The organism is Duganella kummerowiae (genome assembly GCF_053572355.1).
In genome coordinates, this window is record NZ_JBKFEH010000017.1 from 215084 (window position 1) to 228344 (window position 13261).

The window sequence follows — 13261 nt, forward strand, 5'->3', positions numbered from 1 at the left end:
CTTCTCTAAACCGGTAATCCCGGACGAGGCAAAACTGCAAAGTTATCGCAACATTAATGATTGTGGCGCGCGCTTGGCTGGCTCAAGGCTGCCCTCCGCATCATGTTCATAGTACAATTATTTATAAACCCTTAACTTGTCAAAAAGGAACTGCGCGTGGATAGATTAGTGGTATTTGTGACCGACATCGGCTTTCTTGTGCCGTCCTTGGTAGCTGCACGGCAACTGGTGAAGCAGGGCATACACGCGATTGCAGATATCGTCATCTACACGGTCAATATCGAGCCAGAGTTGATCGAATACTTGGTGCTGCAGCCTGGCAACGCCCACATCAAGTTCGAGTCGCTGCCCTATGAGCTGTTCGCGCCGCCGGAAAACATCAGCTTCCACAAGAACCATGTCCCGGTCACGTCGCTGGCGCGGCTATCGTTGCATGAAGTGATCGATGCGCGCTATGAGAACATCATATATATCGATGGTGACGTGCAGGTCGTGGGCGATGTCAGCGGGCTGGTGAAATATACCGTACCTGAGCACATGATCATGGCTGGCCGAGGAAGCGCATGGCTGGATCTTGATGACGGCAGTACTAATATCACGCCAGACGACTATCTGCGCAATCTGGGGGGCTTGACGTCCGAGACTTACTTCAATGCCGGAGTGCTGGCATTCAGGCGCAGTACGTGGGTGGAAGCCGCGCCGCGGGCACTGAAGTTCTTCTTTGATAATTCCGAAATTTGCATCCGGCACGACCAAAGCGCGCTGAATGCGACCTTCAAGGATAAGGTGCTCAGTTTCGCACCCCGTTACAATTTCCACTCGGTGTATGCCGATCTGCACGTGCAGCGGGATTATCCGCCGGCAATCATACACTTTACCGGGCCTAAGAAGCCCTGGGGCGCCGCGCTGGCGCCGTGGGGCGCGCGCTTCAAGCCATCCTATGAAGAAATCATGCGTGAGCAGCCCAAGTTGCAGCCTTATCTGAAAGTGGTGGAGCGCAGCAGTCTGCGTGCGCATCTGCGCCTGGCGAAGTCGTGGCTGCAGGAGTGGCGCCGGCTGAGTCGCGATCGCGCCGCGATCTCATCCCAGCGGAGCAAGTTTTTCGATTATGTCCGGGGTGCAAGCTTCCCGTTTTAGCCGCTGCCGCAGTGATGGTCCCCCCGACTGGAATCGAACCAGTATCCCACGCTTAGGAGGCATGTGCACTATCCATTGTGCTACGGGGAGGGGGCAGCCGAGCCGCATTATAGCGGAGAGCGGCCGCCGTGGTGTCAAAACTGTAGCGTGGCTAGCAGAGCGACCCCGCCGATGGTAAGGCCAATCAGGAGGCTCTGCCAGTCCTTGGCCGCGAACACCACCGGGTCGTCGTGCATCTCGCCGCGGTGCGTCTTGAGCCAGATGCGGGCGATCCAGTACGCCATCACCGGCATGATCAGCCACAGCAGTTGCGGTTGGCGGTACAGCGCGCGGACCTCGGGGCTGTTGAGATACAGCGCCAGTACCTGGATCGCGCTGAAGCCGCTGGCGGCGCCCAGCGCCAGCAGCACCGGCAGGTCGTCAGCGGTGTAGCCACGTCCCGAGGCCTTGCCGACGGTCAACCGCAGCTCGGCGTAGCGCTTCACCAGCGCCAGGCTGAGGAAGATGAAGATGGAAAACGCCAGCAGCCAGAACGACGGGGTGATGCCGGTGGCGGCGGCGCCGGCCAGAATCCGGATGGTGTACAAGCCTGACAGCATCATGATGTCAACCACCACTTGCCGCTTCAGCCGGAACGAATAGGCCAGCGTGCTGGCGTAGTAGATCGCCATGATCAGCCCGAACAGCGGCGGCAGCAGCGCCAGCAGCGTCACCGCTAGGCCTAGGGTCAGCAGTAGCAGCAGCACGCCGGCCGGTATCGGCAGCGCGCCGCTGGCGAACGGCCGGTGTTTCTTGCGGTGGTGAGCACGGTCGGCGTCGATGTCGAGCAGGTCGTTGAGGACGTACACGCTGGACGCGCACAGACCGAAGCACAGGAAGGCCAGTAACGCCTGTCCCAGCCGGGCGCTGTCGCCGAGCGCGTGCGCCATCACCAGCGGCACGAAAATGAGCAGGTTCTTCAGCCACTGGTGCGGCCGCAGTGATTTTACGGCGGCGCGCGCCAGCTTGTGCGGCGCGCGCGCCACTTCCTGCGCCGGACCCAGCGCGCGGGCGCCGCGCAGCACGGCGGCGGGGGCGTTAGCCACGGCGATCTGGCCGGCGTCGCGCCAGACCGGCAGGTCGTCGCGGCTATTGCCCACGTACTCGTAGCCGCCGCGTCCGAACAGGCGGTTCAGTTCGCTAGCCTTGCCCTCGCCCGACAGGTTGCGGTGGTCGGCCGGGTTGGTGGCCAGTACCTGGTCGAACACGCCAAGGTGGGCGGCGATGGCGTCTGCGTAGCGCTGGGCACTGGCGGTGGCCAGCACGACGTGGCGGCCGGCGGCGCGGCCGCGCGCGATGTAGTCCAGTACCTCGCGGCTGTAAGGCAGCAGGCTGGCGTCGATCTCGACCAGCGCGGCTATCCGCAGCTTGGTGCCGGCCTTCCCATACTTGATGAACCAGAACGGCACGCGCAGCGCTTGCCAGAAGTGGGCCTTGAGCAGCAACAGGAAGGACTCGAACAGCAGGTCGGTGTGGATCAACGTGCCGTCGCAGTCGACGCACAGCGGCAGGGCCTGGGGGATGGGGGTCTCGGATTGCATCACGGTCGGCCTCTTACGGCATGGTTCGATAGGCGCGGCCCGGTGGCAGCGGTGTCTTGTCGTAGCGGCTCATGGTGCCGGTTTGGACGTAGATCGGGTAGTCGGCCACCTCGGGCATGGCGAGCATCACGGCCAGTGCGTCTCCCGGCCACTGGAAGCGCTTGTCGACCAGGTATAGCTGGCGCTTGCCTGCGCTGAGCAACCAGGCATCAAAGGTGCCGAGCTTGACCGTGCGCAGGCGCAGCGCCGGGTCGGCCGCCAGCAGGGCGGTCACCACATATTCCTTGGTGTCGCCCATGAAGACCAGGCGCTCGGGGGCACTGGCGGCCAGCCGCCGCGCTTCCTCGTGGAAGCGCTGCTGGGTGGTCCAGTTTGCGCGCTGGTCCAGTGGGAACAGGCCCATCGGCACTTGCTGGGTGGCGCGGCGGATGCCGCCGCTGTCGTAGGCCCACTGGTAGCGCGACACGATCAGCGGGCGCGTAGCCTCGGCCAGCAACTGGTTGGCCAGCACCAGCAGCACCGCCAGGCCGAGCGCGCGCCGCATGGTGCGCAGCTGGTCGGCCCACAGCAGGCCGATCAGGATAAACAGCGCCAGCAGCGGGAACAGGAAGTGGCGGGCCGGCTGCGGGTTGGGCAGCCAGAACAGGAATGACGGCAGGAACAGCGCCGCCAGCGCACACAGCAGCGGCGCCGCCGGCACCGCAGTGCGCTTGCGCGCCAGGCGTGCGGCGCCTGCCAGCAGGCCGGCGATCGTGCCCAGGCCCAGCACCATCACGAACACCACCACGCCGCGGCCCACGCGGTCGAGCGCGACAAATTTATTCACAAAGCCCATCAGCGAACCGCCGGCGCCGCCGTGCGTGCTCACATAGGGATGCTGCAGCAGCAGGAACGCGCCGAACGCGAGCACGGGCACCAGGGCGACCAGGATCACTTGCCGCCAGCAGTCGCGCAACGGGCGCTGCCGCACTGCCCACCAGGTCGCCGGGACAAAGGGCAGCGCCAGCGCGATGTCCCCGCGCAGCGTCATGCTGGCCACCAGCGCGGACAACGCCAGTGCACCGAGGCCCAGCGCGCGCGCCGGCGACGGCGCGTCCGCTGTCAGCAGCAACAGCCAGGTGCCGAGGAACAGCAGGCCGCAGGCGCCGATGAAGGGGTGGCCCGAGGCCAGGAACGGCATGGCCAGCGGCGAGAACAGGAAGGCAATGCTGACGAACAGCGCGACCGGGCGCGCCAGCACGCGGCCCAGCAACAGGGCCAGGCTCACCGCGAACAGCAGCGAAAACGCGAGGCCGACAAGATTGATGACCTGTGTGACGTGGTCGGGCGAGCGCAGAAGGTCAAGCGGGATCAGCGCATACAGCAACTGGTAGAAACCGAAGCTGAAGGACAAGCCATACTGCCAATCCACCGCGTGCGGGTCGCCGCTGACCGCGCCGTAGACGATGCCGGTCACCATGCTGCCCATGTCGGGCTCGCCGAAGGTGAGGCGATAGCCCATGAGGGCAGTCAGCCCGGTGGACAGTAGCGCGACGGCCGCGATCCACAATAAATTGTTTTTCTTCAACTTGAACCTCGGGGAATAAAGGGGAAAGCCGTGCCGGGCACGGTGCTGGCCGAGCGGCATCATTGGTATATTACTATCGAATACTGCAAGAATGATAGCGAAATTTTGCAATTATGCTTCACTGCAGCATGCCGGACGCGTTCATGCGGTGGTAGATGTACTGGAGCTGCAGGACCAGCACCAGGGCTTCGAATTGGGCGTCCCGTGCAGGTTTGCACTTCTATGATATCGTGCTGCTTTGCAGCATGAAGTGCTCTCCGACGGCGAGATGTAACTTAAAATTCAGGCGGTACTATTGTTGAGGTGATATTATTCTGCTTTAGTTGTTACACTATGGCTGGCGTGCATGCTGGCGCTTTTGACGTTGCGTCCCGTGCACTAGCCAGGATCCGCCTCCTCTTCATCGAAGATAAGAATAATGCTCAGTACTGTGCACGTGTTTCCTCCCCTGCGATTGTCATCTCGTTCATCCCGAGCCATGGTCCGCGCCGGTAACGGTAAGCGTTCTTTACGTCCGCTGGCTGCCATAGTGTTGAGTCTGGTGGCTGGAGGCGCCTGGGCGCAAAGCGAAGACACGCTGCAACCGTATGCCGGGTTGGCTTATTCATACGAGGATAACCTGCTGCGGGTCCAGAATACAGCTGCCGTCGCGGAGCCTTCCGACCTGCTGCGCAGCGTGTTTGCCGGCCTGCGCGTGCAAGGGCAGCTGGGGCGGCAGTCCCTGTCCGCCAGTGCCAGGGTGACCAGAGTGAATTTTGACAATCATCCTGAATACAACTACAACGGCAAAACCGCAGACTTGAATTGGGGGTGGGTGCTGGGTAACCACCTAAGCGGGGCGGCCAGCGCCAGCTATGTGCAGACGCTGATGCCATTTACAGACCTGCGTACCACGGAGCGCAATTTGCGGAGCCAGACTGGCGCCGGCTTTGACGGAGGTTGGACCTTTTATCCCAGCTGGCGCGTGCGCGCCGGCGTTCGACGGGATAAATACGATTATGAGCAGGCTTCTCAGAAAAATCTGAACCGCGATGTCGATGCCGGCGTCCTAGGATTGGATTACACCCCCACTACGGGCAGCAGCATCGGTTTGCAGTTGCGCCGTGAGCAAGGCAAGTATGACGTGTTGCAATACTCTGGCAATGTCCCATACCGCCAGGATTACACCCAGGATGAGGTCAAGCTCAAGCTGCTATGGCAAGTGTCAGGCTTGACCCGGCTGGAATTCCTGGGTGGTCGTGCGTCGCGCAAGCATGATGAGTTCGCCATAAGCGATGCCAGCGGTTTTAATGCTCGCGGTAAGGCCACTTGGCAAGCCACGCGTACCGTGCGGCTGGACGGTGAGTTGTGGCGCGAATTCGGCGCCTTTGAGGGCGATATCATCAACTATTCGCTGGACCGCGGTGCCAGTGTTAGCGCCAACTGGGTAGCGACGGCCAAGATCCAGGCCGAGGCCGAAGTGCATCGCCTGCACCGCACGCTCAGCGGCAGCACGCCGCGCAGCGCAATTCTCGGCGGTGATGATACGGGCGTTGGCGCTTCGGCTTCAGTGAGCTACCAGCCCCACCGCCGGGTCTCGCTGAGCCTGCGCGCCTTCCGCGAGACGCGCAAGGCGAATTCGCTCTTTAGCAGTAGCTACCATGCCAACGGCGCGACGGTCAGCGCCTCGGTCCAGTTCTAGTTGTGTGCCTGCGATGGTAAATAACATTCCCCTCATATCCTTTTTTCAGCGTGTCCTCGATCCCATACTCATCATGGGTGGCCTGTATGTCGTTGCGCAGCTTTATGGCGCCCCCTTCACCGGCCATGAGTTGGTACTGGTGATACTGGCTTTCTTTATTTCCTCGGCTGTGTACTACCACGTCGATCCCTATCGCGCCTGGCGTGGCGGACGCATGGGCGCCTATGCGCGCGACGTCGTGGTGGGCTGGGCCATCACCGTCGCCATCCTGTACCAGCTGGGCGGCGTCAGCGGCATGCGCGGCTACTTCCGATCTGAAGTGGTCCTGACCTGGTTCCTGCTCACGCCGCTGTTGATCCTCGCCAGCCACCTGATGGTGAGTAAACTCGGGGTGCTGGGCGGGGCTGGCGAGGAGGTCCGGTCGGCCATCATCGTCGGCGCCAATGACGTCGGCATCAAGTTCGCGCACAAGATTGAAAGCCAGCCCAACCTGTTCATGTCCGTGGCCGGTTTCTTCGACGATCGCATGGCCGACCGCCATCCGGCCAGCTTGGCCCATCCGGTGCTGGGCGTGATGGACGCGATCCCTGCTTACGTGCGCCAGCACCAGATCAAAATGATTTTTATCAGCCAGCCAATTTCTGCCCAGCCTCGCGTGCGCAAGCTGCTCGATGAGCTGGAGGATACCACCGCCTCGGTTTACTTCCTGCCCGACATTTACGTGTTTGACTTGATGCAGGCCCGCTTCGATAGCGTCGGCGGAATGCCGGTGATCGCCATCCGTGAAACACCGTTCACCGGCATCAATGGCGTGGTCAAGCGCGTCAGCGACATTGTGCTGGCGGTGCTGATACAGATCATGCTGCTGCCCATCATGCTGGTTATTGCGATCGCCGTCAAAGCCACTTCCCCGGGGCCGGTGATCTTCCGCCAGCGCCGCTATGGCCTGTATGGAGAAGAAATCATTGTCTACAAGTTCCGCTCCATGACCGTGGCGGAGGATGGCGACAAGGTAACCCAGGCCACCAAGAACGACGCGCGGGTTACCCGCGTCGGCGGCTTCCTGCGCCGCACCTCGCTGGACGAGCTGCCGCAGTTCTTCAACGTGATCCAGGGCCGCATGAGCATCGTCGGGCCGCGCCCGCACGCGGTGGCCCACAACGAGCAGTATCGTAAGCTGATCAAGGGATACATGCTGCGCCACAAGGTGAAGCCGGGTATCACCGGCTGGGCCCAGGTGAATGGCTTCCGCGGCGAAACCGAATCGCTGGACAAGATGGAGGCGAGAATCCGTTATGATCTGGACTATTTGCGGAATTGGTCGCTGTGGCTGGACTTGTGGATCGTGCTGCGCACCGTGGGCGTCGTGACGGGACACAAGAACGCTCACTGACCAAGCTTAAGACATGCTTAAGGGCATGATGCACTGCAAGAAATCATGGTGATAGCCGGGGTAAGCCGGTAGAATGCCTTAGTAGAAGAATATCTCTGTGGTTTTTTGCTTAACACTCGGCACCTGTCGATTTTAGCTAAGGAAATTATTTTGAACCAAGTACATCAGCATCCCCCCCGTGTTTCGGGCCACTGGCCGGCGCGTGCCGCACTGGCCTTGCTGGTGCTGGCCGCCGTCAGCGGCTGCGGTGAAAAGGAGAAAAAGCCCGGGCAGACGCTGGCTCGCGTCAACGGTGAGGAAATCACTGTATTGCAGCTCAACGAGGAATTACAGCGCGCCAACGTGCAGGCCGGCCAGCAAGCCGCCGCCAGCCAGCAAATCCTGGAGTCCCTGATCGATCGCCAACTGCTGCTGGAAGCCGCTGCCAAGGAAAAACTGGACCGCGATCCCAAGGTAGTGCAGGCCATCGAGCGCGCCAAGGCGCTGATCGTGGCCCAGGCTTACCTGCAGAAACAGGTGGGGGCGCCGACCAAGCCCAGCGCGGCCGAGGTGGCCGATTTTTACCAGAAAAATCCTTTGGCGTTCAGCGGCCGCAAGGTATTCGAGATGCGTCAATTGCTGCTGGCCACCAAGGATCTGACGCCAGAGCTGAAAGCTGCGGTGGATGGCGCCAAGTCCCTGGACGAGGTGGCGGCCTGGATGGATGGCCACAAGGTCGCCTATGGCCGCGCCCAGTTGGCGCGCAGCAGCGCCGACCTGCCCCCGGAGCTGTCGTCCAAGATGCTGTCCATGAACAAGGGCCAGCTGTTCATCGTGCGCGAAGGCGAGCGTTCGCTGCTCATGACCATTACCGACATCAAGGACGCGCCAGTACCTCAGGATGCGGCCGCCCCGCAGATCGAACAGCTGTTGGCCAACAAGCATGCCAAGGATGCGGCTGCGGCGCAGGTCAAGCAATTGCGGGCCAGCGCCAAGATCGAGTACCTGAACGGCGCCAGCGCGCCGGCTGCGCAGCCTGGCGCCGCTGCCCCCGCTGCCCCAGTCGCTGCGCCCGATTCGGCCCCGGCTGCCAGCGCCTCTGATGCCAGCGGGGATGCCGCTGCGCGTGGTGTTGCTGGTATGAAATGAGTGATCCCATTTTCTGCATGGAGCGATGAGTATGATGAAGCAAATATTGGTGTGGATGGTGGGACTGATGCTGATGGTGTCGCTGTCGGCGGCACGCGCCGACGATGCCGTATTGGGTGCGGGCGACGTGGTCAGGATGTCGGTGTATGGCAGCCCTGACCTGGCAATCGAAACCAAGATCAGCGATGCAGGAGTGATGACGCTGCCGCTGATCGGCCAGGTGCAGGTAAGCGGCCTGACCCCGGCAGCTGCGGAGAAAAAGATCGCCGGCCTGCTGGAGAGCGGCGGTTTCGTGCGCAAGCCCCAGGTCAACCTGCTGGTGACGGTGCAGAACAGCCAGCAGGTTTCCGTGCTCGGACAAGTCAACCGTCCGGGCCGCTATCCCATAGACAGCAAGCGAACCGTGATGGATCTGTTGGCGCAGGCTGGCGGTATTGCAGCCGAAGGTGGCGACGTCATTTCGCTGATTCGCAAGCGCAACGGAAGCACTACCAAGGAAACCATCGACGTGGTGGGCATGGTGCGCTCCGGCGCCCTGGAGCGCGATCTGGAAGTGCGCGCCAACGACATCATCTATGTCGAGCGTGCGCCGCGCATCTACATCTATGGTGAGGTGCAGCGTCCAGGTTTCTTCCGTCTTGAGCGCAACATGACGGTGGTGCAGGCACTGTCGGCCGGTGGCGGCCTGACCGCCCGTGGCACGGAGCGCGACATCCGCATCAAGCGCCGCGGCCCGGACGGCGTGCTGCATGTCATTAAGGCCAAGCATGATGACGAGCTGCAAAATGACGATGTCGTGTATGTCAGCGAAAGCTGGTTCTAAGCCGCTGCGTCCTTGAAAGAGAAATTGCCATGAACTTGTCCCAATTCCTGTTGATCTTGCGCGCACGCCGCATGATCGTGCTGGCCACGCTGGTACTGACGGTGCTCACCACTTTCGTGCTTAGCCTGCTGCAGCCCAAGACTTACCAGGCCTCTGCCGCAGTGCTGCTCAATTCCAAGGGCATCGATACGGTGACCGGCATGTCGGTCCCCGGCCAGTTGTTGCCCGGATATATGGCGACCCAGATTGATATTATTACCAGTAAGAACCTTGCCTTGCGGGTGGTTGACCGGCTGAAGTTGGCCGATAGTCCGGCCGTGCAAAGCCAGTTCAATGCGGCCACTGGCGGCCGCGGCACGGTACGCGAATGGCTCGCCGAACTCTTGCAGAAAAAAGTCGAGGCCGTGCCTTCGCGCGAGAGCAGCTTGATTGAAATCGGCTTCAAGGGCGCCGACCCGCAATTCGTGGCCGCCGTTGCCAATGCCTTCGCCGAGGAATACCAGCGCCTGAATATCACGCTCAAGGTTGATCCGATCAAGAAAGTGTCGGTCTATTTTGCGGACCAGTTGAAGACCTCGCGTGACGACCTGGAAGCAGCACAAAGCCGCCTGTCCAAATACCAGCAGGAGCACGGCATCGTCAGCGTGGACAACCGCCTCGACGTGGAATCGTCGCGGCTGAACGATCTGTCGGCACAACTGGTGGCGGCGCAAGGCCAGGCCATCGAGGCCGGTTCCCGCCAGCGCATGGCCAATGGAGCTGCCGGTGAGGCGCCGGATGTGGCCACCAACTCCGTGGTGCAGAGTCTGCGGCTGCAACTGGCGACGGCCGAGTCCAAGCTGGCCGAGGTGGCCCAGCGGCTGGACCGTAACCATCCGCAGTACCAGAGTGCCAAGGCCGAGGTCGACAAATTGCGTAGTGAGCTCGCAGCCCAGGTCAAGACCATTTCCACCACTGTGGGCAACAATGCGCAAATCATGCGTCAGCGCGAGGCGGAAATCCGCGCCGCGCTGCAGGAGCAGCGCAACAAGGTGCTGGAACTGAACCGCACGCGCGACGAAATGGGCGTTCTGATCAAGGATGTGGAAAGCGCCCAGCGGGCTTTTGACGCCGTGGCGCAGCGCGCATCCCAGACCCGTCTCGAAGGCCAGGCCGAACAGACTGATGTTTCTATCCTGAATCCGGCATCCGTCCCGCTGGAACCCTCCGGCCCCAAGGTGGTCCTGAACACCCTGATTGCCGTATTCCTCGGTGGCGTCCTGGGCGTGGCGCTGGGGCTGGTGGTGGAAATGCTGAACCGCCGCATCCGCTCCGAAAGCGACCTCAGCGATACGCTAGGCGTGCCGGTGCTGGCCGTGATCAATTGGCAGCCGCCCAAGAAGCGACTGGGTCTGCAAAAAGCGCTGCTGCCGAGCCGGCCGCGCCTGAACTAAAGAGGATATCCAATGAACGCTCCTTCCACGATTCATCCGTCGCAGTTATCGTCGTCCGGTGATTCCAGCATAGGCGGCATCCTTCTGGCCAGTGGCAAGATCACGCCGGAAAACGCCGAGCGTGTTCTGCGCATGCAAAAAGAACTGGGGATACGCTTCGGGGAAGCGGCCCAGCGTCTGGGGCTGATCACCGAGGCCGATATCCAACAGGTACTGGCGCGCCAGTTTGACTATCCCTACTTGCAGGCTGGGGAGCACAAGTATTCCGAAAAACTGCTGGCGGCGTATCAGCCGTTCAGCCCGCAGGTAGAGCAGTTGCGCGCCGCCCGCAGCCAGCTGATGCTGCGCTGGATGGCCCGTGGCCGCAAGGCCCTCGCTGTGGTGGCGGTAGGGGCGGACGATGGGTCCGACCTGCTGGCAGCCAATCTGGCCGTGGTGTTTTCCCAGCTGGGCGAACGTACCCTGCTGGTCGACGCCAACCTGCGCCAGCCCAGCCTGCATGGCGTGTTCGGCTTGCCGGCCGGTCCCGGCCTGTCGGATGTGCTGGCCGGCCGTGCCGCGCCCACCGTGGCCAGCCGCATCGATGGCCTGCTGTCGCTGTCGGTACTCACGGCGGGCACGCTGCCGCCCAACCCGCTGGAGCTGCTGTCGCGGCCCCAGTTCGCCCAGCTCAATCAGGAGCTCGAAGCTGCCTACGACGTGGTGCTCTATCATGCTGCACCATTTACGTTGGGCTCTGACGCCCTGGCGGTGGGTGCGCGTGCCGGCGGCGTGCTGCTGGTGGCACGCAGCAACCAGACATTGCTGGCAGATGCCGGTTTGGTCACCGATGAACTCAAGCAAGCCGGCGCCGAGGTAGTGGGTGCCGTAATGGTCGATTTCTGATGGCTGTCACCATGACCGTGAAAGGAGCCGCGCCGCCGGCCTGGCGCGTGACGCTGGCGGCCGACTGGGGCATGGCGCTGGGGCTGCTGGTGCTGTACCTGCCCACCCTGTACACCCTGTTTACCGGCATCTGGAGTACCGAGGGCTATGCCCACGGCCCCATCATCCTGGCTTTGTCCCTGTGGCTGCTGGGTCGCCAATGGCCCGCCATGCTGGCTGCGTCCAAGGGGCAGGGCGGCAACCGCCTGGGATGGGTGGTGTTCGCCTTCGGCCTGCTGCTGTACAGCATTGGTCGTTCGCAAGAGATCCTGATGGCGGAAATGGGTTCCTTCATCGTGATCGTGTTTGCCTGGATTCTCATGACCTATGGCGGCAGCGCATTGCGGATACAGTGGTTCCCATTCTTTTTCATGCTGTTCATGGTGCCGCTGCCCGGTCTGATAGTGGATTCGCTGACGCTGCCCATGAAAATGGCGGTGTCGTACGTGACCGAGCACCTGCTGTATTGGGTTGGTTATCCCATCGCCCGTACCGGGGTTATCCTGCAAGTTGGCCAATACCAGCTGATGGTGGCGGATGCCTGTGCCGGTCTCCAGACCCTGCTTACACTGGAGTCCCTCGGGCTGTTCTACCTGAACGTGGTTCGCCATACCGCGCCGCTGCGCAATATCACGCTGGCCCTGCTGATCATTCCGATTTCATTTACGGCCAATGTGATCCGCGTGATCACGCTGACCTTGATCACTTACCATTTCGGTGACGCGGCCGGGCAGGGCTTCCTGCACGGCTTCGCCGGCATGGTGCTGTTTGTGAGTGCGCTATTGCTCATCATCAGCCTCGACAGCCTGCTGCAGTATATAGTCAAACGCCGCGCCAGCCGTGCCGGCCAGGAGGTGCAACCATGACCCGCGCGTTGCGTAATGTAGTCTTGTTGGCGTCCATGCTGGCTGCCTCCGGCTTGGCGGTGGCGCTGCGGCCCACCGAGCGCTTGGCCGATCACGGCGCCAAGGTGGACCTGGAGCGCATGATTCCGCGGCAATTCGGCGAATGGCAGGTGGATGACAAGGTGGTGTATCAGCAGGTCAGCCCGGAGACCACGGCGGCCTTGAACAAGATCTACACCCAGGTGCTGACGCGCACCTACGTGAATGGCAGCGGCTATCGCATCATGCTCAGCGTTCCCTACGGCGCCAACCAGTCCGACGGCCTGGCCGCGCACGATCCCGAGGGATGCTACCCTGCCCAAGGCTTTCAAATTCTCTCCAAGAGTAAGGCTGATTTGCCCACCGCGCGTGGCCCATTGCCTGTACGCCGCATGGAGGCCCAGGCTGGTAATCGACATGAGTTGGTTACCTATTGGTTTACTGTGGGCGCTTATGCGGTGAACAACGACTGGGCGCGCAAGAAAGCGCAATTTCACTACGCCTTGCAGCGGCAAGTCGCCGATGGCTTGCTGATACGCGCTTCGTCTATTGATCCCGATAATAACAATGCGTACGTTGTCCAGCAGCAGTTTATTGGCCAGTTGCTTGATGCCCTGACCCCGGCCGACCGTGCCCGCGTTGGCGGGCGCGAGTTGGCGGCGCGCTGAAGGGCCATCGTCTTTTTTATCAGAACATGCCCATGTTTATTTC

11 protein-coding genes and 1 tRNA gene are annotated in these 13261 nt (G+C 61.9%); 9 read left to right on the top strand and 3 right to left on the bottom strand.

Going from position 1 to position 13261, the window contains the following annotated elements; all coding sequences use genetic code 11:
* Positions 1-177: 177 nt before the first annotated feature.
* Positions 178-1137 carry a glycosyltransferase family 8 protein gene (locus tag ACLB1G_RS22475; RefSeq protein ID WP_491629475.1) on the top strand — a complete coding sequence of 320 codons (960 nt, stop codon included), beginning with the start codon at positions 178-180 and terminating at the stop codon, positions 1135-1137.
* A gap of 15 nt (positions 1138-1152) precedes the next feature.
* Here ACLB1G_RS22475 and ACLB1G_RS22480 read toward each other — a convergent pair.
* The 3 genes from ACLB1G_RS22480 to ACLB1G_RS22490 all read right to left on the bottom strand — a co-directional run bounded on the left by ACLB1G_RS22480 (position 1153) and on the right by ACLB1G_RS22490 (position 4218).
* Positions 1153-1227, bottom strand: a tRNA-Arg gene (locus ACLB1G_RS22480).
* Positions 1228-1271: 44 nt separating this feature from the next.
* Positions 1272-2717: a UbiA family prenyltransferase gene (locus tag ACLB1G_RS22485; protein WP_491629572.1), complete on the bottom strand. Its 1446-nt coding sequence runs from the start codon at positions 2715-2717 to the stop codon at positions 1272-1274.
* 13 nt (positions 2718-2730) lie between these two features.
* Positions 2731-4218, bottom strand: a complete 1488-nt coding sequence (locus ACLB1G_RS22490) for a hypothetical protein (RefSeq protein WP_491629476.1) — start codon at positions 4216-4218, stop codon at positions 2731-2733.
* Between the two features lie 502 nt (positions 4219-4720).
* Between ACLB1G_RS22490 and epsL the strand changes: the two genes are divergently transcribed.
* From epsL to epsI, 8 genes are all read left to right on the top strand, one after another.
* Complete coding sequence (gene epsL, locus ACLB1G_RS22495) at positions 4721-5965, top strand: XrtB/PEP-CTERM-associated polysaccharide biosynthesis outer membrane protein EpsL (protein WP_491629477.1); 1245 nt, start codon at positions 4721-4723, stop codon at positions 5963-5965.
* A gap of 73 nt (positions 5966-6038) precedes the next feature.
* Positions 6039-7358, top strand: coding sequence for an undecaprenyl-phosphate glucose phosphotransferase (locus tag ACLB1G_RS22500; protein WP_491629478.1), 1320 nt, complete (start codon positions 6039-6041; stop codon positions 7356-7358).
* Positions 7359-7508: 150 nt separating this feature from the next.
* Entirely contained in the window at positions 7509-8486 is a 978-nt protein-coding gene (locus ACLB1G_RS22505) for an EpsD family peptidyl-prolyl cis-trans isomerase (RefSeq protein WP_491629479.1), read from the top strand.
* Between the two features lie 34 nt (positions 8487-8520).
* The gene (gene epsE / locus ACLB1G_RS22510; RefSeq protein WP_491629573.1) at positions 8521-9309 is read left to right on the top strand and encodes a polysaccharide export protein EpsE; all 789 of its coding nucleotides are present in this window, start codon (positions 8521-8523) and stop codon (positions 9307-9309) included.
* Positions 9310-9338: 29 nt separating this feature from the next.
* Entirely contained in the window at positions 9339-10742 is a 1404-nt protein-coding gene (gene epsF, locus ACLB1G_RS22515; protein WP_491629480.1) for a chain length determinant protein EpsF, read from the top strand.
* Positions 10743-10754: 12 nt separating this feature from the next.
* Positions 10755-11627 carry a chain length determinant protein tyrosine kinase EpsG gene (epsG, locus tag ACLB1G_RS22520; RefSeq protein WP_491629481.1) on the top strand — a complete coding sequence of 291 codons (873 nt, stop codon included), beginning with the start codon at positions 10755-10757 and terminating at the stop codon, positions 11625-11627.
* Positions 11628-11674: 47 nt separating this feature from the next.
* Positions 11675-12532, top strand: a complete 858-nt coding sequence (xrtB, locus tag ACLB1G_RS22525; RefSeq protein WP_491629482.1) for an exosortase B — start codon at positions 11675-11677, stop codon at positions 12530-12532.
* On the top strand, positions 12529-13218 hold the full coding sequence (gene epsI / locus ACLB1G_RS22530) for an exosortase-associated protein EpsI, B-type (protein ID WP_491629483.1): 690 nt from the start codon (positions 12529-12531) through the stop codon (positions 13216-13218). The genes xrtB and epsI overlap by 4 nt, the downstream gene beginning before the upstream one ends.
* The last annotated feature ends 43 nt before the right edge of the window (positions 13219-13261 follow it).

Excerpts from the sequence above, each read along its gene's own strand:
- ACLB1G_RS22485 (WP_491629572.1), bottom strand. The coding sequence starts at position 2,717 with ATGCAATCCGAGACCCCCATCCCCCAGGCCCTGCCGCTGTGCGTCGAC.
- ACLB1G_RS22490 (WP_491629476.1), bottom strand. The coding sequence starts at position 4,218 with ATGGGCTATCGCCTCACCTTCGGCGAGCCCGACATGGGCAGCATGGTG.
- ACLB1G_RS22500 (WP_491629478.1), top strand. The coding sequence starts at position 6,039 with ATGGGTGGCCTGTATGTCGTTGCGCAGCTTTATGGCGCCCCCTTCACC.
- epsE (WP_491629573.1), top strand. The coding sequence starts at position 8,521 with ATGAAGCAAATATTGGTGTGGATGGTGGGACTGATGCTGATGGTGTCG.
- epsF (WP_491629480.1), top strand. The coding sequence starts at position 9,339 with ATGAACTTGTCCCAATTCCTGTTGATCTTGCGCGCACGCCGCATGATC.
- epsG (WP_491629481.1), top strand. The coding sequence starts at position 10,755 with ATGAACGCTCCTTCCACGATTCATCCGTCGCAGTTATCGTCGTCCGGT.
- epsI (WP_491629483.1), top strand. The coding sequence starts at position 12,529 with ATGACCCGCGCGTTGCGTAATGTAGTCTTGTTGGCGTCCATGCTGGCT.